The 20,471-nt window shown below is 59.7% G+C and carries 18 protein-coding genes; 12 read left to right on the top strand and 6 right to left on the bottom strand.

From position 1 onward, the window contains the following. The first annotated feature begins 244 nt into the window (after positions 1-244). The 11 genes from rpoE to pdxJ all read left to right on the top strand — a co-directional run bounded on the left by rpoE (position 245) and on the right by pdxJ (position 10,775). Entirely contained in the window at positions 245-826 is a 582-nt protein-coding gene (rpoE, locus tag FX982_RS02140; protein ID WP_037014368.1) for an RNA polymerase sigma factor RpoE, read from the top strand. 33 nt (positions 827-859) lie between these two features. Next, the gene (locus tag FX982_RS02135) at positions 860-1,447 is read left to right on the top strand and encodes a sigma-E factor negative regulatory protein (RefSeq protein WP_172609470.1); all 588 of its coding nucleotides are present in this window, start codon (positions 860-862) and stop codon (positions 1,445-1,447) included. 8 nt (positions 1,448-1,455) lie between these two features. Then, positions 1,456-2,418 (top strand): MucB/RseB C-terminal domain-containing protein, encoded by a 963-nt coding sequence (locus FX982_RS02130; RefSeq protein ID WP_172609469.1) that lies wholly within the window; start codon positions 1,456-1,458, stop codon positions 2,416-2,418. Between the two features lie 291 nt (positions 2,419-2,709). Beyond that, positions 2,710-4,146, top strand: coding sequence for a DegQ family serine endoprotease (locus tag FX982_RS02125; RefSeq protein ID WP_438826295.1), 1,437 nt, complete (start codon positions 2,710-2,712; stop codon positions 4,144-4,146). Positions 4,147-4,317: 171 nt separating this feature from the next. Next, a complete protein-coding gene (gene lepA / locus FX982_RS02120) occupies positions 4,318-6,114 on the top strand; it encodes a translation elongation factor 4 (RefSeq protein ID WP_122536059.1) in 1,797 nt (598 codons plus the stop codon). 9 nt (positions 6,115-6,123) lie between these two features. Further along, on the top strand, positions 6,124-6,978 hold the full coding sequence (gene lepB / locus FX982_RS02115; protein ID WP_122536060.1) for a signal peptidase I: 855 nt from the start codon (positions 6,124-6,126) through the stop codon (positions 6,976-6,978). A gap of 100 nt (positions 6,979-7,078) precedes the next feature. Further along, on the top strand, positions 7,079-7,456 hold the full coding sequence (locus FX982_RS02110; protein WP_122536061.1) for a DUF4845 domain-containing protein: 378 nt from the start codon (positions 7,079-7,081) through the stop codon (positions 7,454-7,456). Continuing rightward, complete coding sequence (gene rnc, locus FX982_RS02105) at positions 7,453-8,142, top strand: ribonuclease III (RefSeq protein WP_122536062.1); 690 nt, start codon at positions 7,453-7,455, stop codon at positions 8,140-8,142. Before FX982_RS02110 ends, rnc begins: the two co-directional genes overlap by 4 nt. Continuing rightward, positions 8,135-9,037 carry a GTPase Era gene (gene era, locus FX982_RS02100; RefSeq protein ID WP_172609468.1) on the top strand — a complete coding sequence of 301 codons (903 nt, stop codon included), beginning with the start codon at positions 8,135-8,137 and terminating at the stop codon, positions 9,035-9,037. Before rnc ends, era begins: the two co-directional genes overlap by 8 nt. 203 nt (positions 9,038-9,240) lie before the next feature. Further along, positions 9,241-9,930, top strand: a complete 690-nt coding sequence (gene recO, locus FX982_RS02095) for a DNA repair protein RecO (protein WP_122622377.1) — start codon at positions 9,241-9,243, stop codon at positions 9,928-9,930. Between the two features lie 89 nt (positions 9,931-10,019). Then, positions 10,020-10,775, top strand: coding sequence for a pyridoxine 5'-phosphate synthase (gene pdxJ / locus FX982_RS02090; protein WP_172609467.1), 756 nt, complete (start codon positions 10,020-10,022; stop codon positions 10,773-10,775). Between the two features lie 84 nt (positions 10,776-10,859). On the opposite strand, the gene cmoB is transcribed toward pdxJ, so the two are convergent. The 3 genes from cmoB to FX982_RS02075 all read right to left on the bottom strand — a co-directional run bounded on the left by cmoB (position 10,860) and on the right by FX982_RS02075 (position 14,834). Then, entirely contained in the window at positions 10,860-11,819 is a 960-nt protein-coding gene (gene cmoB / locus FX982_RS02085; protein WP_172609466.1) for a tRNA 5-methoxyuridine(34)/uridine 5-oxyacetic acid(34) synthase CmoB, read from the bottom strand. Further along, positions 11,816-12,559 (bottom strand): carboxy-S-adenosyl-L-methionine synthase CmoA, encoded by a 744-nt coding sequence (gene cmoA, locus FX982_RS02080; RefSeq protein WP_172609465.1) that lies wholly within the window; start codon positions 12,557-12,559, stop codon positions 11,816-11,818. Before cmoA ends, cmoB begins: the two co-directional genes overlap by 4 nt. Positions 12,560-12,713: 154 nt before the next feature. Continuing rightward, complete coding sequence (locus FX982_RS02075; protein ID WP_172609464.1) at positions 12,714-14,834, bottom strand: TonB-dependent siderophore receptor; 2,121 nt, start codon at positions 14,832-14,834, stop codon at positions 12,714-12,716. A 217-nt stretch (positions 14,835-15,051) separates the two neighbouring features. Here FX982_RS02075 and FX982_RS02070 point away from each other — a divergent pair, with 217 nt between their 5' ends. Further along, positions 15,052-16,848: a methyl-accepting chemotaxis protein gene (locus tag FX982_RS02070; protein WP_172609463.1), complete on the top strand. Its 1,797-nt coding sequence runs from the start codon at positions 15,052-15,054 to the stop codon at positions 16,846-16,848. A gap of 87 nt (positions 16,849-16,935) precedes the next feature. Here FX982_RS02070 and FX982_RS02065 read toward each other — a convergent pair whose 3' ends face one another. The 3 genes from FX982_RS02065 to lon all read right to left on the bottom strand — a co-directional run bounded on the left by FX982_RS02065 (position 16,936) and on the right by lon (position 20,331). Then, a complete protein-coding gene (locus tag FX982_RS02065; protein ID WP_172609462.1) occupies positions 16,936-17,328 on the bottom strand; it encodes a protease inhibitor I42 family protein in 393 nt (130 codons plus the stop codon). 142 nt (positions 17,329-17,470) lie between these two features. Then, positions 17,471-17,839 carry a PH domain-containing protein gene (locus FX982_RS02060; protein ID WP_122536070.1) on the bottom strand — a complete coding sequence of 123 codons (369 nt, stop codon included), beginning with the start codon at positions 17,837-17,839 and terminating at the stop codon, positions 17,471-17,473. A 74-nt stretch (positions 17,840-17,913) separates the two neighbouring features. Beyond that, entirely contained in the window at positions 17,914-20,331 is a 2,418-nt protein-coding gene (lon, locus tag FX982_RS02055) for an endopeptidase La (RefSeq protein ID WP_172609461.1), read from the bottom strand. Positions 20,332-20,471 lie beyond the last annotated feature (140 nt).

Genomic DNA, 20,471 nt, shown 5'->3' with positions numbered 1-20,471 from the left:
GGGTTGCCCATAAAGGAACAGCGTCGACGTTACGCGTTGGTGGTTCAAGCCAGTGCGAGCGCTTATGACGACAAGATTATCTACGCAGCCGACCTGGTTCGAGCGGCGTTTTTCGCGCGGGCAGCAGACGCCCGCCGGAAACTTGCTTGAAGGGGGGAGAACTTTTGCTTAAAGCCCGAGTCTATGTTTGCAAGCCTGCGAAAGAGCCAATGCGATGCTCCTTTAAGCTTTATGAGGAGTGTTCATGCTAACCCAGGAAGAAGATCAGCAGCTGGTTGAACGCGTTCAGCGCGGCGACAAGCGGGCCTTTGATCTGCTAGTGGTGAAATATCAGCACAAGATTCTTGGGTTGATCGTGAGATTCGTTCACGACACCCACGAAGCCCAAGACGTTGCGCAAGAGGCGTTTATCAAAGCCTACCGCGCACTTGGTAACTTCCGCGGCGACAGCGCGTTTTATACGTGGCTGTACCGTATCGCCATCAACACGGCGAAGAACTATCTGGTGTCGCGAGGTCGGCGGCCGCCGGACAGCGATGTCAGATCCGAAGACGCAGAGTTCTATGACGGCGATCACGGCCTCAAGGATATCGAGTCGCCGGAGCGGGCATTATTGCGGGATGAGATCGAGGGCACCGTCCACCGAACTATCCAGCTACTGCCAGAAGATTTGCGTACAGCTTTAACTTTGCGTGAGTTCGACGGTCTGAGTTACGAAGACATTGCCAGTGTCATGCAATGTCCCGTTGGTACCGTGCGCTCTCGCATATTTCGCGCTCGGGAAGCCATCGACAAAGCCTTGCAACCTCTGTTGCAGGAAACCTGAGACAGCGGCGATAGCCACAAGAGAGGAACCGCCATGAGTCGTGAAGCCCTGCAGGAATCGCTGTCCGCGGTGATGGATAACGAAGCGGACGAATTGGAACTGCGTCGAGTGCTTAGCGCTATTGAAGATGCGGACACACGTGCCACTTGGTCCCGTTATCAGATTGCCCGTGCAGCCATGCATAAAGAACTACTGATCCCTCATCTGGATATTTCGGCCGCCGTTGCTGCCGGGATCGCTGATGAAGTCAGCCCGCTCAAGGTCGGTCGCGGTCCTTGGCGCACGCTGGGTCGTCTGGCCGTGGCTGCCTCGGTGACCGTTGCAGTGCTGGCGGGCGTACGTTTGTATAACCAGGATGAAATCGCAGGGGCACAACTGGCCCAGCAGACTCAGCCGACCAACGTTGCCATGCCTCAGGCCAAAGGCCCAGCGGTACTGGCAGGCTACACAGAAGGCGAACAGTCTCCGGGTCCAATGGCAAGCGGTGTGCTGCAGAACCAGGCTGGCTGGCATGATCAGCGTCTGCCAGGTTACCTGCGCCAGCACGCGCAGCAAGCGGCAACGAAAGGTGCCGAAGGCGCTCTGCCATTCGCCCGTGCCGCAAGCCTGGAAAACCGTTAAGGAGGATCATGCGCGCCATCCCTCTACTGTCGCTTTTGCTGGGCGGATGGCTGGTCCTTCCAGCTCATGCCGATGACGCGCAAGATCAGTTGAAACGTCTTACGCAGGCTGAGCAGCAGCAAAGCTACACCGGAACATTCGTTTATGAACGTAACGGCAGCTTCTCCACTCACCGAATCTGGCAGCGCGTCGCCGATGGCAAGGTTCGGGAGCATCTTCTTCAACTGGATGGCACGCCTCAAGAGGTGCTGCGCGTCAATGGGGTTACCCAGTGCGCCAGCGGTACCCTCGAAGAGGGCGCCTCCAGTGTTCCGGACTCTGCGGCCCGAGCTTTTGATGCTGCCAGGCTATCTTCCTGGTATGACATCAAGTCGGCAGGCACCTCGCGTGTCGCAGGACGCCTGGCTAACGTCGTCACACTGACCCCTCGCGATCAGCACCGTTACGGCATCGAATTGCACCTCGACAGTGAAACCGGCTTGCCGCTGAAGTCTTTGTTGCTCAGCGACAAGGGCCAATTGCTCGAGCGTTTTCAATTCACTGACCTCAATACCTCCCAGTCACTGACCGATCAAATGCTCTCGCCCGGTGCTGACTGCAAGCCGCTCGAAGTGGTCAAATCCAAGCCTGATGCTCCTAAGCAAAAAGTGGAATGGCGTTCCAATTGGCTGCCGCCGGGCTTTGACTTGAGCAGCGCTGCGGCACGCAAGGATCCTGACTCGAAGGATCTTGTGACGAGTCTGATGTATGACGATGGCCTGGCACGTTTCTCTGTGTTTGTTGAGCCGGTCAGCGGCGCGGCGGTGACGGATATTCGCACTCAGCTGGGCCCGACCGTTGCCGTCTCCCGTCGCGTCTCGACGGCGAGAGGGGATGCCATGGTGACGGTGGTGGGCGAGATCCCGATCGGGACGGCCGAGCGCATTGCGTTGTCCATGCGAGACGACGCTGCGGCTACGAGCAAAAACTGATTTACACACCGGTGATGCCCACGATGAAAAAGGTTTCATCCGGTCGGTTCACGTTCACAAGCCTTTAAATATGGGCTTCACTGGTACTGATGAAATGTTTAGTGCGCTTTGTCGGTTGCAATTGGATGTGTTTTTTTCTATAGGTCACAGCTTCGCAGCTGTGGCCTTTGTTGTTTCAGGGTCCAGGAAACTGGAGCAGATACAGGTGCTGCAGGAAACTGCAGCGCACAGATGCTTCGCGAGCCTGCGGGCTCGTACCGCTTAACCATGCTCGTTGTAAACGGGAGCCATATGTCGATACCACGCTTTAAACCTTACCTGGTCTGGATGGCCGCTGTGCTGATGCTTGGACAGGTCATCACTGCTCAAGCCGAAGCCTTGCCGGACTTCACCTCTCTGGTGGAGCAGGCTTCCCCCGCCGTCGTCAACATCAGTACGCGGCAGAAGTTGCCGGACCGCTCGGTTGCCCAGGGTCAGATGCCTGATCTGGAAGGCCTGCCACCGATGCTGCGCGAATTTCTCGAGCGCAGCACGCCGCCCGGCTCCCGCCCGCCAGGAGGCGGCAAGGGCGATCGTCAGCGTGAGGCGCAGTCATTAGGCTCGGGCTTTATCATCTCCGCTGATGGTTTCATCCTGACCAACAACCACGTCATTGATGGCGCCGACGAAATTCTTGTGCGTCTTTCGGATCGCAGCGAGATGAAGGCCAAGCTGATCGGCACCGATCCACGTACCGACGTTGCGGTGCTGAAGATCGATGGCAAGGACCTTCCCACCGTCAAGCTGGGTAACTCCGACAAGCTGAAAGTCGGTGAGTGGGTGCTGGCGATCGGCTCGCCGTTCGGCTTCGATCACTCGGTGACCAAAGGCATCGTCAGCGCCAAGGGCCGCAGCCTGCCAAATGACACGTACGTGCCGTTTATCCAGACGGACGTTGCGATCAACCCGGGTAACTCGGGCGGTCCGCTGTTCAACATGGCGGGCGAAGTGGTGGGTATCAACTCGCAGATCTTCACCCGCTCCGGTGGCTTCATGGGCCTGTCGTTCGCGATCCCGATCGACGTGGCGATGGACGTTGCCAACCAGCTAAAAGCCAGTGGCAAGGTCAACCGTGGCTGGCTGGGTGTCGTGATTCAGGAAGTCAACAAAGACCTGGCCGAGTCGTTTGGTCTGGACAAACCGGCCGGTGCGCTGGTGGCTCAAGTCCTTGAAGACGGGCCGGCCGCCAAAGGTGGTCTGCAGGTAGGCGACGTGATCCTGAGCGCCAACGGCACGCCGATCGTCATGTCCGCAGACTTGCCGCACCTGATCGGCAACCTGAAGGACGGCAGCAAGGCCGAACTCGAAGTGATTCGCGACGGCAAGCGTCAGAAACTCACTGTGACCGTGGGCGCGTTGCCTGCCGAAGGCGAAGAAATGGGCGCAGCCGACACCGGTGTCGAGCGCAGCAGCAACCGTCTGGGCGTTTCGGTGGTTGATCTGACCGCTGAGCAGATGAAATCGCTGGACCTCAAGGGCGGCGTCGTCATCAAGGAAGTTCAGGATGGTCCTGCTTCGCTCATCGGGTTGCAGGCGGGTGATGTCATCACTCACCTGAATAACCAGGCGATCACTTCGTCCAAGCAGTTCACAGAAGTGGCCAAGGGCCTGCCGAAGAATCGCTCAGTTTCCATGCGCGTTCTGCGTCAGGGCCGCGCGACATTCATCACGTTCAAGCTGGCGGAATAACCCTTCAGGCGCAGCGAGAAGGAGCGGTCAGACCGCTCCTTTTTTTGTGCCCTCTCGAGGCATGGCGCGCAGGCTCTGCGCGTGAACGTGACGCCTGATCGTTCCTTCAGGTACAATTCCCGGCTATTTTTGGCGGGCAGTCTGCCTGCGACCTTTTTCGAGTGTTGATCCGTGAGTGATTTGAGTCATATCCGCAATTTCTCCATCATCGCCCACATTGACCATGGCAAGTCGACGCTGGCCGACCGTTTCATCCAGATGTGCGGCGGCCTGACCGAGCGCGAGATGGAAGCTCAGGTCCTCGATTCCATGGACCTGGAGCGTGAGCGCGGGATTACGATCAAAGCCCACAGCGTCACGCTTTATTACAAGGCGAAGGACGGGATCACCTACCAGCTCAACTTCATTGATACCCCGGGGCACGTTGACTTCACCTACGAAGTCAGCCGCTCGCTGGCGGCATGTGAGGGCGCGTTACTGGTGGTCGATGCCGGTCAGGGCGTAGAAGCCCAATCCGTCGCCAACTGCTACACGGCTATCGAACAGGGCCTGGAAGTCATGCCGGTCCTGAACAAGATCGACCTGCCCCAGGCCGATCCGGATCGCGTCAAGGAAGAAATCGAAAAAATCATCGGCATCGATGCCACTGATGCCGTGGTCTGCAGCGCCAAGACCGGCCTGGGCGTTGACGAGGTGCTCGAGCGTCTGGTCCATACCATTCCCGCGCCGACCGGCAACATCGAAGACCCGCTGCAGGCGCTGATCATCGATTCGTGGTTCGACAACTACCTGGGCGTTGTGTCCTTGGTGCGTGTGCGTCACGGCCGGGTCAAGAAAGGCGACAAGATTCTGGTGAAGTCGACCGGCAAGATGCACCTGGTCGACAGCGTGGGCGTGTTCAACCCCAAGCACAGCGCCACCGCTGATCTGAAAGCCGGCGAAGTGGGCTTCATCATCGCAGGCATCAAGGACATTCACGGCGCGCCAGTGGGCGACACCCTGACCCTGAGCACCACGCCAGACGTTCCGGTGCTGCCCGGCTTCAAGCGTATTCAGCCGCAGGTCTACGCGGGTCTGTTCCCGGTCAGCTCCGATGACTTCGAAGATTTCCGCGATGCGCTGCAGAAGCTGACGCTGAATGACTCTTCCCTGCAATATCTGCCGGAAAGCTCCGACGCGCTGGGCTTCGGTTTCCGCTGCGGCTTCCTCGGCATGCTGCACATGGAGATCATCCAGGAGCGCCTTGAGCGCGAGTACGACCTGGACCTGATCACCACCGCGCCGACGGTAATCTTCGAGCTGCTGCTGAAGACCGGTGAAACCATTTACGTCGACAACCCGTCGAAATTGCCAGACCTGTCCACGATCGAGGACATGCGTGAGCCGATCGTGCGGGCGAACATTCTTGTGCCTCAAGAGCACCTGGGCAACGTCATTACGCTGTGTATCGAGAAACGTGGCATTCAGCACGACATGCTGTTCCTCGGTACGCAGGTGCAAGTGACCTACGATTTGCCGATGAACGAAGTGGTCCTGGATTTCTTCGACCGACTGAAGTCGACCAGCCGTGGTTACGCGTCGCTGGACTACCATTTCGATCGTTATCAGTCGGCCAACCTGGTTCGTCTGGACGTGATGATCAACGGTGAAAAGGTCGACGCTCTGGCGCTGATCGTGCATCGTGACAATGCCGCCTACAAAGGCCGCGCGTTGACTGAAAAGATGAAAGAACTGATTCCTCGTCAGATGTTCGACGTGGCAATCCAGGCAGCCATTGGCGGCCAGATTATCGCGCGTACAACCGTCAAGGCGCTCAGAAAGAACGTACTGGCCAAATGTTATGGCGGCGACGTCAGCCGTAAGCGCAAGCTGCTCGAGAAGCAGAAGGCCGGTAAGAAACGCATGAAGCAGGTTGGCAACGTGGAAATTCCACAGGAAGCCTTCCTTGCAGTGCTCAGGTTGGAATAGTCAGGCCCTATGTCACTCAATTTCCCGCTGTTGCTGGTCGTCGCCGTGTTTGTCTGCGGTTTGCTGGCCCTGTTCGATCTGATCATATTGGCGCCGCGTCGCCGCAACGCGATAGCGAACTATCAAGGCAGCGTGAGCCAGCCTGATGTCGCGGTCGTGGACCGGTTGAACAAGGAGCCGTTCCTCGTCGAATACGGCAAGTCGTTCTTTCCGGTGTTGTTCATCGTTCTGGTGCTTCGCTCGTTTCTGGTTGAGCCGTTCCAGATCCCGTCGGGCTCGATGAAGCCAACGCTGGACGTGGGCGATTTCATCCTGGTGAACAAGTTCTCATACGGCATCCGCTTGCCGGTGATCGACCTCAAGGTCATCCCGGTCGGCGATCCGCAGCGTGGCGACGTGATGGTGTTCCGCTACCCGAGCGACCCCACGGTCAACTACATCAAGCGCGTCGTCGGCCTGCCAGGGGATGTGATTCGCTACACCAACGACAAGCAGTTGTTCATCAACGGGCAGCTGGTGGCCAAGCAGCTGATCGGTTCTGAGCCGGGCACGCTGGGCAGCGCAGAGCTTTACAACGAGAAGCTGGGCGAGGTGGAACACCAGATCCGTCAGGAAATGAGCCGCTACCGCGCGCCGCCTGATCACGAGTGGACCGTGCCTGCCGCGCACTACTTCATGATGGGCGACAACCGCGACAACTCGAACGACAGCCGTTACTGGGATGACCCCAATATTCCCAAGGACGAGCTGGGCATGGTCCCCGACAAGAACATCGTCGGCAAGGCCTTTGCGGTCTGGATGAGCTGGCCTGAACCCAAGCTCAGCCACTTTCCGAACTTCTCGCGAGTGGGTCTGATCAAGTAATCGATGCGGCGCTGCCACTGGCAGCGCCGTATGTCATTCAGGGCCATGTTGCGTGGCTGATCTCGCAGGTGACAGGGAAGGGCTACTCTTGAAAGCAACCATGACGTCTGCCGGTCCGCAAAAGGGCCTGTCGTTCATCGGCTGGCTGGTGCTGCTGGCGATTCTGGCCTTTGTCGGAAGCACCGCCGCCAAGATCGTGCCGCATTACATGGACTACCTGTCGATGAAGAAAATCATCGAAACTGCCGGCACCGATCGCACGGCAGACATCACCAACGCCGGTGACCTTTACGCCTACGTGGCCAAAGGCATGCAGGTCAATAACATTCGGGATTTGGATTTGAACAAGGCGTTAACTGTGACGACGGAGAACAACAGGTTCCTCGCCCATTTGAACTACGAAAAACGTGAGCCACTGATCCAGAACCTCGATCTGGTGGTCAAGTTCGACCACGAATTCAGCGTGGGTAAACCGTGAGCGTTTCATTGAGTCGCCTGGAGCGTCAGCTCGGCTATACCTTCAAGGATCAGGAACTGATGATCCTGGCCCTGACCCACCGCAGCTTTGCCGGACGCAACAACGAACGTCTGGAATTCCTCGGTGATGCCATTCTCAACTTCGTCGCCGGCGAAGCGCTTTTCGAGCGTTTCCCCCAGGCACGGGAAGGTCAGTTGTCCCGCCTGCGCGCTCGCTTGGTAAAAGGCGAGACCCTCGCGCTGCTGGCCCGTGGTTTCGACCTGGGTGAGTACCTGCGCCTGGGCTCGGGTGAGCTGAAGAGCGGCGGCTTTCGACGTGAGTCGATTCTGGCCGACGCGCTGGAAGCCCTGATCGGCGCGATCTACCTCGACGCCGGCATGGACATGGCAAGGGATCGCGTGCTCGCCTGGCTGGCCAGCGAGTTCGACACCCTGACGCTGGTCGACACCAACAAAGACCCGAAAACACGGCTGCAGGAATTCCTTCAGTCACGCGCCTGTGATCTGCCCCGCTATGAAGTGGTGGATATCCAGGGCGAGCCGCATTGCCGAATCTTCTTCGTCGAATGCGAGATCTCTTTATTGAATGAAAAAAGCCGGGGACAAGGCGTTAGCCGTCGCATTGCCGAACAGGTAGCAGCGGCCGCAGCCCTTATCGCCCTGGGTGTGGAGAATGGCAATGACTGATTCACCTGCAACACGCTGTGGCTATGTCGCCATCGTTGGCCGGCCAAACGTGGGCAAGTCGACGCTGCTGAACCACATCCTCGGCCAGAAACTGGCGATCACGTCGCGCAAGCCGCAGACGACCCGTCACAACATGCTCGGCATCAAGACTGAAGGCGCCGTGCAGGCGGTCTACGTCGATACACCCGGCATGCACAAAAACAGCGACAAAGCGCTTAACCGCTACATGAACAAAACCGCCTCGGCAGCGTTGAAAGACGTCGACGTGGTGATCTTTGTGGTCGATCGCACCAAGTGGACCGAAGAAGACCAGATGGTCCTCGAGCGCGTCCAGTACGTGACCGGCCCGTTGATCGTGGCGCTGAACAAGACTGACCGCATCGAAGACAAGGGCGCGCTGATGCCGCATTTGTCCTGGCTGCAGGAGCAACTGCCGAATGCCCAGATCATCCCGATCTCGGCGCAGCAGGGGCATAACCTGGAAGCGCTGGAGAAAGTCATCGCCGATCAGCTGCCGGAGAATGAGCACTTCTTCCCGGAAGATCAGATCACCGACCGCAGCAGCCGTTTCCTTGCGGCAGAGCTGGTCCGAGAGAAGATCATGCGTCAGCTCGGTGCCGAGCTGCCTTATCAGATCACCGTCGAGATCGAGCAATTCAAGCAGCAGGGCAAAACGCTGCATATCCACGCGCTGATTCTGGTCGAGCGGGACGGGCAGAAGAAAATCATCATTGGCGACAAGGGCGAGCGGATCAAGCGCATCGGCTCGGATGCGCGCCGCGACATGGAAGTGCTGTTCGATTCCAAAGTCATGCTCAATCTGTGGGTCAAGGTCAAAGGCGGCTGGTCCGATGACGAGCGTGCGTTGCGTTCGCTGGGTTACGGCGACTTGTAACACGGCGGCACCGCTGGTCCGTGGAAACTGCCCTGTCGGCAGATCCATGCTGCACATGCAATCCTGTGGGAGTGAGCTTGCTCACGAAGACGGCATTTCAGTCGCTGAAGATTTAGCGCATGAACCTGTGTCTTCGCGAGCGAGCTCGCTCCCACAGTCGTTTCAGATGGCCCGTTCTGCCGTGTTCTTTCATCGAGATAGCCATGTCACAGCCCCCTCCCGTCGGTCAGCTCGCCTATGTGTTGCACAGCCGTGCGTACCGCGAAAACAGCGCACTGGTCGATTTCATCACCCCGCAGGGTCGCTTGCGTGCAGTGTTGCGCAGCGCTCGGGGGAAGGCGGGGACGATGGCGCGGCCATTCGTGCCGCTGGAAGTCGAGTTTCGCGGGCGGGGCGAGTTGAAGAACGTAGGACGAATGGAAGGCTCCGGCGTCGCTACATGGCTGGAAGGCGAGGCGCTGTTCAGCGGTCTGTACCTCAATGAGTTGCTGATTCGTCTGCTACCCGCCGAAGATCCGCACCCGAGCGTGTTCGAACATTACGCCGCGACGCTCGTGGCTTTGGCCGAAGGGCGCGCGCTGGAACCGTTGCTCCGTTCGTTCGAGTGGCGGCTGCTGGACGATCTCGGTTATGGCTTCGCGCTGGATGCGGATGTGAACGGCGAGCCACTGGCGAGCGATGGCATGTACCGGCTTCAGGTGGATGCAGGCCTTGAGCGGGTTTACCTGTTTCAGCCGGGATTGTTTCAAGGCGCTGAATTGCAGGCGATGTCCGAGGCGGACTGGAGTTCGCCAGGCGCGTTGTCGGCGGCCAAGCGTCTGATGCGCCAGGCCCTGGCCGTGCATCTGGGCGGGCGGCCGCTGGTCAGCCGTGAATTGTTTCGCAAACTCTAGCGTCCTGCCGCGCAAACCTAGAAAATCCTTCCTCGCGTGCGCAATCAGCCGCCACTGGCTGGCACCGCCACAGTAATCAGGAGAACCCCGTGACCCACAGCACTCGCATTCTGCTCGGCGTGAACATCGACCACGTTGCTACCCTGCGCCAGGCCCGGGGCACGCGCTATCCCGATCCGGTCAAGGCCGCCCTGGATGCTGAAGAAGCAGGCGCCGACGGCATCACCGTGCATTTGCGTGAGGACCGTCGACACATTCAGGAGCGCGATGTGTTGCTGCTGAAAGACGTGCTGCAAACACGCATGAATTTCGAGATGGGCGTTACCGAAGCGATGATGGCGTTCGCCGAGCGCATTCGGCCCGCGCACATCTGCTTGGTGCCGGAGACACGGCAGGAACTGACCACCGAGGGCGGGCTGGACGTCGCCGGTCAGGAAGCGCGCATCAAGGCGGCGGTTGAGCGGTTGTCGGCCATTGGCAGCGAAGTCTCGTTGTTCATCGACGCCGATGAGCGCCAGATCGCAGCATCGGCCCGGGTTGGCGCGCCGGCCATCGAACTGCACACCGGCCGTTACGCCGATGCCGAAACCCCGGCGGCCGTCGCCGAAGAACTCAAGCGCATTGCCGATGGCGTTGCGTTTGGTTTGGCCCAGGGCCTGATCGTCAATGCCGGCCATGGTTTGCACTATCACAACGTTGAAGCCGTCGCGGCGATCAAGGGCATTAACGAGCTGAACATCGGCCACGCGCTGGTGGCCCATGCGCTGTTTGTCGGCTTCAAGTCGGCAGTGGCGGAGATGAAGGCGTTGATTCTGGCGGCGGCGGATTCTGCTCATGGCAGGTGATCTGAGGGAGTGACCTCGAGCGCCTTCGCGAGCAAGCTCGCTCCCACAAGTACACTATTCGCTTAACTTTCGAGGGGCGCGCCGTTACGGCTTGCGCCCCACGATCACCGCACGCCGCGGCGCCGGCAGGCCTTCCACGGTTTTGCTGTGATCCGCCGGATCGAGGAAGTCCCTCAGCGACTGAAACCGCATCCACTCAGTACCGCGTTGTTCTTCCACCGTGGTGGTGCTGACGTCAACGCAGCGCACATCCACAAAACCCGCGCGGCGCAGCCACAGTTCCAGTGCGGGTACTGATGGCAGGAACCACACGTTGCGCATCTGCGAGTAGCGGTCCTCCGGCACCAGCACTTGGTTCGCGTCGCCTTCCACCACCATGGTTTCCAGCACCAGCTCGCCGCCTTTGACCAGGCAATCCTTCAGCGCCAGAAGGTGATCGATGGGCGACTTGCGGTGATAGAGCACGCCCATGGAAAACACCGTGTCGAAACCTTCCAGCCGTGCGGGCAGATCTTCCAGGGTGAACGGCAGATGCCACGCCGGCAGGTCCGGCAGGTAACGCTGCATGGCCTGGAACTGGCAAAAGAACAGCCAGTTGGGGTCGACACCAATGACGCTGTCGGCGCCGGCGCCCAGCATGCGCCACTGGTAATAACCATTGCCGCAGCCCACATCCAGAACGCGCTTGCCTTTCAGATCAAGGTGCGGCGACACCCGCGACCATTTCCAGTCCGAGCGCCATTCGGTGTCGACGTGCACGCCAAACACATCGAAAGGGCCTTTGCGCCACGGTGACAGACCCATCAGCGCGGCGCGGGTCTGCTCGCGGGTGGCGTCATCGCAATCGGCGCCGAGGATGAAATCATCCTTGAGCTCGATGCGGCTTGGCTTAAGGTTTGGCAAGGCATTCAGCGCGCCTTGCCAGCGTTCCAGGTCGCCATGACCCTTTTCCATCTTCGCGTCGAGTTGCGCCTGCAGGCCTTGGGCCCAGGCATACAGTGGCGTGCCCGCAAGACGGCGGACCAGGGGAGCGAGATCAATCATGGCAGGGCAATCAACGAGGCGAAATTAAGGCACTGGAACCAGGGCACGACTTTGCTGAAACCGGCGGCAACCAACCGTTCGCGGTGTTGCTCAAGGCTGTCGGGTTTCATCACGTTTTCGATCGCGCTGCGTTTCTGCGCGATCTCCAGCTCGCTGTAACCGTTGGCGCGCTTGAAGGCGACGTGCAGATCGGTGAGCAGCGCCTGTTCTTCGGTGTCATCGAAGCGCAGCTTCTCCGACAGGATCAGCGCACCGCCGGGCAGCAACGACTGGCGAATGCGAGTCAACAGGGCGAGGCGTTGGTCGGGGGCGATGAATTGCAGGGTGAAGTTCAGCGCGACCACAGAGGCAGGCTGAAACTCGAGATTCAAGATATCCCCGTCGATGACTTCCACCGGCAGTAACTCCTGGTACATCGAGTCCTGGGCGTTGAGGTACTCCCGGCAGCGATCGACCATGGCCGATGAGTTGTCGATGGCGATTACCCGGCAATCCTCGGTCCGCACATGCCGGCGCAACGCCTGAGTGACGGCGCCCAGTGAACTGCCCAGGTCATAGAGCACGCTTTGGGGCTGGGCGAACTGCGCCGCGAGCACGCCGAGGTTTTCGACGATGGTCGGGTAGCCCGGCACCGAGCGCTTGATCATGTCCGGGAACACCCGCACCACGTCTTCGTTGAAGGCGAAGTCGGGCACCTGGGGCAGCGGCTGGGCGAATAGGCGGTCGGGTTCTGGGCTCACGGCGATTCCGGGGGACAAGGCGAAAAGTGCGGCATTTTAGCCAATTCCGTCCCTCGGCTGGAACCTCATCTCATCGCTGGTGAGCTGACGTCTGCGTCGTTGGTAAAAAAGCCGCGCCGGTTGCCCGTGCGCGGCTTGGACGCGAGCCGTGAAATCAGTACTTCCAGCTCACCGACGCGGTGAAGTTGCGTGGATCGCCGAAGTTGCTCTGGTTGTAGCGCAGGCTCTGTTGGTACTTCTCGTTGGTGAGGTTGTTGAGGTTGAGCTGGGTGCTCCAGTGCTGATCGATGTCGTAGCGGGTCATCAGGCCGATGAGCGCGTAGGCGTCCTGGCGGGCGGCCGGCGAGTCGTCGTTCTGGGTTTTGCTCTGCCAGCTCAGGCTGCCGCCGACCTTGACCTTCGGCGCCATCGGCAACTGGTAGGTCATCGACGACGTCAGCGCGTGGCGGGGGATGAACTTGCGCGCACGGCTGTCGTTGTCGTCCGTGATGTAAACGTAAGTGTACCCGCCGTTGACTTGCAGGCCTGGCGCCACTTCGCCCGACGCCTCCAGCTCCACGCCGCTGCTGTCGTAGGACATCGCCTCGTACACGTAGCCGCCCAGGCTGGCGTCATAGGTCGAACTGCCCGGCACGTTGTCTTGCTTGGCATGGAACACCGCTGCGCTGACGTTGAGCTTCTTGTCCATCAACTGGGCCTTGATGCCTGCCTCGTAGCTTTTGCCTTCAAGCGGATCAAGCACCCGGCCTTGGCTGTCGAGGTAATACTGCGGATTGAAGACTTCGGTGTAACTGGCGTACAGCGCGTATTCGGGGGTCAGGTCGTAGACGATACCGGCATACGGCGTGACTTTGCCGTGAATGCGCACCTCCCGCGCGGCGCCGTAGTTGTCGCCATTGCTGTCCGCGCTGAGCATGCGGGCGCCGGTGATCACATGCAGATCGTCGGTCAGGCTGAAGCGCGCGCCGGCGTAAACGCTTTTCTGGCGATCGGTGTAGTTCGACGTCGCAGCGGGTAATGCGGCAGCGTAAGTCGGACGCGGCAGGTAGCCATGCAGCGCATCTTCAAGGGTCACAGGCGAGTAGTTGAGAGCGTCGCCGTACTGGGAGGATTCGCGATTGCGCTGGCGTGCAGCGTTCGCCCCCAGCGTGAGTTGATGTTCGCGACCGCCCAACGTGAACGGCCCGCTCAGCGAGTAATCACCACTGAGTTCGAGGTTCTTGTCTTTGTACTTGGAGCCCAGCCCGGTGTAACCGGTGGGTGAGGTGCTGTCGCCGTACATGTAGAACATCTCGGTATCTTCGCGGTGCTCGGCGCCGGCGACGGTCAGCTTCGACTTCCACTCGTTCGCGAAGGTGTGCTCCCACTCGGCAAAGGCACGTTGCGTGTGAACGTCCCAATGCACCCACGGCTGGGAAATATTGGAATGGATGCTGCTGTAATGAATGGCGTTGCCATTGCCGTCGACCAGCGGCAGTGCGCCCCAGCTTGAGCCATTGGCGTTGGTTTTCTGGTCCTCGTAACCAAGGGTCAGCGTGTCGCTGTCGCTCAGGTCGAATGCCAGCAGACCGCTGAAGATGTTCTTCTCGCGGGCGTAACGATCAAGGTATGAGTTGCCGTTTTCGTTGGCGTAGATGACGCGCCCCCGGACGTTGCCCGAGTCGGTCAGGGGGCCGGAGACGTCGATGTCCACCCGGCGTGTGTCCCAGGAACCGGCGGTCACGTCGATCTTTGCCTGGGGATCGTAGGTCGGGCGTTTGCGGATGAAGTTGACCGTGGCCGAGGGGTTGCCGGCCCCGGACATCAAGCCGTTGGCGCCGTGTACGATATCGACCTGCTCGTAGGGTGCCAGGTCGATGTCGCCCACCAGCAAACCATTGGTCATCGGCATGGCCGTGCCGTCGTACTGGAAGTTGTTGATGTCGAAACCGCGCGCGGTGAAGTAGGTGCGGTCTGTTTCGACTTTCTGCACGTTGACGCCGGGGGTGCTGGTCAACACATCGCGGATGCTGTTGAGCTTGAAGTCATCCATTTGCTCGCGCTTGATGTTGGTCACGCCCTGGGGCGTTTCCTGGTTGGTCAGGTCCAGCCGAGTGGTGGTGCTGCTGGGTTTGCCTTGGTAGCCCTGCGGGTTGCCTGTGTCGCCATAAGTGACGGTTGACGTCACGTCGGTAGCGGGCAGGCTGAGCGCTGTCTCTTCCGCATTCGCTGTGTTGAGCACGCTCAGGGCAATTAACGAAAGGGCCTTTGGGCAAAAGGGGATCGAGTGACGCATGGCGGGCAACGCTCCGGCGAATGTTACAAATGGTGATGGTTCTCAATTATCAGGAAGTTACAATTGAGAATCAATGTCACTTATTCCTTGAGCTGGTGCTGGCTGTAACGCTGGCCATGATCGGGTGCCTTCACCCCGCAGCATTAAAGCTTTCACCCCGGCAGTCGAAACACCTTAATTCGCAACCCATTTCATTACTGGCACAGGGAACCGTGGCATGCATGCGTTCAAGGCGTTGTACGAGTCCGTCGAGAGGCAGTTTTTCAATTCTTTGACCAAGAAGTTGTCGAGCCTGTTTCTGATGGTGGTGGTGAGCGCCGTGGTGTACTGGGTGGCCGTGAGCATCCGCGCCGACGTGCTGTTGCAGTTGCGCAGCGCACAGTTGCCGGCGGGGACGCTAAGCATGATCGAGGGCAAGCTCGATGTGCTGAGCAACGCCATTCTCGGCAGCACGCTGTTCACCCTCTGTCTGGTCAGCTTCATGGTCTGGTATTTCCGGCACCTGATCGTTCGGCCGGTCACCCAGATGACCCAGGCGCTGGAAGGCATTGCCAATGGCGAGGGCGACCTGTCCAAAGACTTGCCGCTGTTGACCCACGATGAAATCCGCGTGCTGGCAAGCACCTGCAACCGGTTTCTTGCCAAGCAGCGGGAGATCATCAGCAGCGTTCAGGCGTTGACCGTGAACATTGCCGTGGAGTCTGCGCGGTCGTTGAAAAACATCAGCGACTCCAGCGACAGCGCGACCCATCAGGCACGCTTCGCCAAGGAAGTCATGGAGCAGAGCAACGACGCAGTGGGGCGGATTGCCGAGGTGTCCCGGCAGACCCAGGGCATTTCCGGGACCACCGCGCAAAACCTCAGCATGGCCCGCGACTCTTACACCGAACTGCTGGAAGTGACCGGCAACATCAGTGAGATTTCCAGCAGCCTTAATGAGTTCGGCACGCTGGTTTCGGCGCTGAACCAGCGTTCGTCGAGCATCAAATCCATCGTCGGATTGATTCAACAGATCTCTTCCCAGACCAACCTTTTGGCGCTCAACGCGGCGATCGAAGCGGCGCGTGCAGGGGAGAGCGGGCGTGGTTTCGCGGTGGTTGCCGATGAAGTCCGGACCCTGGCCCAGAACGTCAGCCGCGCCACTGAGGACATTTCCCAGAACATCGACGCCATGTTGCTGGAAGTCAGTTCGACCCACGAGCAAACCACGCAGATCAGCCACAGCGCCCGGGAGACCCAGAAAGTGGTCGAGCGTGCGTCAGGGCATTTCGAAAGCATGATTGGCGACTTCGAATCCACCCACACGAAGCTTGAGGACATCGCCTCGCACATCCAGCAGTTTGCCGACAGCAACACCGGCATCAACGACCGCGTGACGCAGATTCATGCGGACAGCCAGTCGATTGACCAGCGCATGCAGCATTCCGCAACCGCCACCCGCGATCTGTCGGGCGTGGCGGAAAAGGTCCAGGCGCTGCTGGGACGGTTTGTCCTCGGGCACGGCGCGCTGGACGCTGGCATTACCCGCGCCAGTCACTGCCGCGACCGGCTCCAGGTGCGTCTGGCCGCGCTGCAACGTGAGGGCGTCAACCTGTTCGATCAGAACTACAAACTGATTCCCGGTACCGACCCCAAGCAATACACGACCAGCTACACCGAACGCTTCGCGCAGATCTGTCAGGAAGAGTGCGACGCGCTCACTAAAGGCACGAGGGGCGGAAAGGTCACCTTCATCGTCGACAGCAAGGGTTACTGCCCGGTGAATAACAGCTGGGTGTCGAAAAAACCGACGGGCGACCGTGCTATTGACCTGCCGGTGTGCCGGAACAAGCGCATGTTCGCCGACCCCATCGGCCTGCGCGCAGCCGCTAACCAACAGCGCTTCCTGCTGCAAACCTACCTGCGCGACACCGGTGAGATCATGACCGAGATCGACGTGCCGTTCTTCTTCGAAGGCCGTCATTGGGGCAACTTGCGCATGGGCTTCGATGCTGCGCAGTTACTGGCCGAATGACAGAGGCTCACGCCAGTGCTCAGCGACTGAATAGCCCTTCGCCGGCACGGACGTTCCTGCGGGGGCGGCCGTGTCGTCAGCAGGCGATCAGTTCACCGTAATGACGCAATCGAAAGTGCGTTCCGGCGCCACTTCCGGCGCCCAGGGCTGCTGGTAGACCATCATGAGGTGACCCGAGCCCGGATTGGCCGCTCGGTAGCGCCAGACCGACTGGCCGCCTTCACCCACCAGCCCTACATCTTTAGAGGCATTGAACACCTCAGGCCCGAGGCTGCCCAGGATGGACGGCGCAGGGTTTTGCATCAGCCAGCGGTACCCGGTCGTGGGATTGCTGGGCAGCATCAGCATGAGGGTCTGGCCGGTTTTGAGGATGAGGGGGCAGTCTTGCTGATCGTCCAGAGAGACAATCTGTTTCGGCGCTTGGGCGCAAGCGGCAAGCAAGCTGAAGCTGAGCGGGACGAGCAGGCGGGCAGGGGTCATGAAGGCTCCGGTCGTAGGCAACGTTTGCGCAGGATAACCGAAGACGGATGTGTTGAAACCTTGCCGCTCCGTCTACGCCGCGAGACCCGGGATCAGCCTGCATCACGCCGCGACGGGTCGCTGCCGGGTCAACGGGTATCGTTCAGAGAACGAATTGCGAGATGTACCTGGAAATTTCGACGATGGAGGTCTTCCCGGTGAATTCGAACTTCACCTTGCCCAGAGCGGAGAAGTAAATTTCGAGTTCGGAATCGAGGTCGAAGGTCCCGGAGGTTTCCACCGAGTAGGCCACGATGTTTTTATACGGCAATGAAGTGAAGTCCTTCTTGCTGCCGGTAATGCCTTGCACGTTGACGGAGATAATCCGCTTGGTCGTGAAGACAACACCGTCGCGCATCGACTTGTAGGCATCGATGACGGTTTCATCATCAAGCAGCAGCGCAGCCACACGCTCAGCGTATTCGTTGTTCTGCTTGAGTTTGAAAAAACCCTTGTTGTTGAAGTCGAGCATGTTGCATTCCTTGTCTGTGATGCCCACTTCCACAGGTCACGAACTGCCCCGGTGGAAGTGATGCTGGTCCCGTCTTAAAACAATATCTTCGCCACATCCGCAAAACGTTTGGCGAAGTGCGCGGTGATGCCTTCTTTCAGGTAATCCGGCAGTTCTTCGAAGTTGCCGCGGTTGGCCTCCGGCAGGATCAGCTCGTAAATCTTCTGCCGACGCGCCGCAATCACTTTCTCCCGCACGCCGCCGATGGGCAGTACATGCCCGGTCAGGGTCAGTTCACCGGTCATCGCCACGCCTTTTTTCGGCGCCTGGTTACGCGCCAGGGACAGCAGCGCGCTGGCCATCGTCACACCGGCACTTGGCCCGTCTTTCGGCGTCGCACCTTCAGGCACGTGAAGGTGAACGAAGGCTTCGTCGAAGAAGCTTTTATCGCCGCCAAACTTCGCCAGATTAGAGCTGACGTAGCTGTAGGCGATTTCGGCGGATTCCTTCATCACGTCGCCTAACTGGCCGGTGAGCTTGAAGCCGCGGTTGAGCGTATGAATGCGCGTCGCTTCGATGGGCAGCGTCGCGCCACCCATGCTGGTCCAGGCCAGACCGGTGATTACGCCGGTGCCCGACAGCACTTGTTCGTTGCGGAAGACCGCCATGCCCAGCGAGGCCTCCAGCTCTTTAGGGCCGATCTTGACCCCGGTGTCCGGGTTGTCCAGCAGCTTGACGACGGCCTTGCGCACCAGTTTGCCTAGCTGTTTTTCCAGCTGCCGCACACCGGCTTCTCGCGCATACCCTTCAATGACCGCGCGCAATGCACTGTCGCTGATCATCAGGCTGTTTTTTGAGACGCCGGCCTTGGCCAGTTGCTTGGGCCACAGATGGCGCTTGGCGATGGCGAGCTTTTCTTCAGTGATGTAGCCGGACAGGCGAATCACTTCCATCCGGTCCAGCAACGGGCCAGGGATCGAGTCCAGGGTGTTCGCGGTGCAAATGAACAGCACCTTCGAGAGATCAAGCCGCAGGTCCAGATAGTGGTCGAGGAATTCGACGTTCTGTTCCGGGTCCAGGGTTTCAAGCAGCGCCGAGGCCGGGTCGCCCTGGAAGCTCTGGCCCATCTTGTCGATCTCGTCGAGCATGATGACCGGGTTCATCACTTCCACGTCTTTCAGCGCCTGCACCAGCTTGCCCGGTTGGGCGCCGATGTAAGTGCGACGGTGACCCTTGATTTCGGCCTCGTCGCGCATGCCGCCGACGCTGAAACGGTAGAACGGACGGCCCAGGGATTCTGCGATCGATTTGCCGACACTGGTTTTACCCACCCCCGGCGGGCCGACCAGCAGCACGATGGAGCCGGAGATTTCGCCTTTGTAGGCGCCGACGGCGAGGAATTCGAGGATGCGGCTCTTGATATCGTCGAGGCCGGCGTGGTGCTGATCCAGCACTTTGCGCGCGTGTTTCAGGTCGAGCTTGTCGTCACCACACACGCCCCACGGCACTGAGCTAGCCCAGTCCAGATAGTTGCGAGTGACGGCGTATTCCGGCGAACCGGTTTCAAGCACCGACAGCTTGTTGATCTCTTCGTCGATGCGCTTGCGCGCCTGCGCCGGAAGGGTTTTTCCCACCAGACGCTCTTCGAACTGTTCGATGTCAGCGCTGCGATCATCCTTGGTCAACCCCAATTCCTGCTGGATGACCTTCAGCTGTTCCTTGAGGAAGAACTCACGCTGATGTTCGCCGATCTTGCGGTTCACTTCCGCGGAGATTTCTTTCTGCAGGCGCGCGACTTCCACTTCCTTGCGCAGCATCGGCAGGACTTTTTCCATGCGCTTGAGCACGGGCACGCAATCGAGCACCTGCTGCAGCTCGACGCCAGTGGCGGAGGTCAGGGCGGCGGCGAAGTCGGTCAGCGGCGAAGGGTCGTTGGGGCTGAAGCGATTGAGGTAGTTCTTCAACTCTTCGCTGTACAGCGGGTTGAGGGGCAGCAGCTCCTTGATCGCATTGATCAGCGCCATGCCGTAGGCCTTGACCTCGTCGGTCGGCTCGTTGGGCTGGTGCGGGTATTCGACCTCCACCAGAAACGGCGGACGATGGTGCTTGAGCCAGGTCTTGATGCGCACACGGCTCAGGCCCTGGGCGACGAACTGCAGCTTGCCGTTTTCACGGCTGGCGTGGTGCACCTTGACCAGCGTGCCGTACTCCGGCAACGCCTTGGTGTCGAAATGACGCGGGTCGTCGGGCGGGGTGTCCATGAAAAACAGCGCCAGCGAGTGGTGATCAGACTTGCTGACCAGCTCCAGCGTTTCGGCCCAGGGCTCTTCATTGACGATGACCGGCAGCACTTGCGCGGGGAAGAACGGACGGTTGTGGATCGGGATGATGTACACCTGATCCGGCAGATTCTGGCTGGGCAGGGCGAGGCTCTTTCCGTCAGAACCGAGGATTTCGTGCTCGTGGTCGTCGTCGGGGTGCGGCTGGTTGGCGTCGGATTGCTGGTCGCTCATGGGGCACCTGCATAAATGGAGATGAGCCTTAGATGGGGCGGATGGCCTCAGGTTTCAATAGCGCCGGTCGATAGCAATGACTAAGCAGGCCGATTTAAAAGCATATGTGGCGTTGCGCCAGGCCGTGGCCTCCAATAGGT

The organism is Pseudomonas graminis, assembly GCF_013201545.1.
GTDB lineage: Bacteria > Pseudomonadota > Gammaproteobacteria > Pseudomonadales > Pseudomonadaceae > Aquipseudomonas.
Note: the sequence above shows the minus strand (reverse complement) of the source record. Positions and strands in the feature narration are given on the sequence as shown.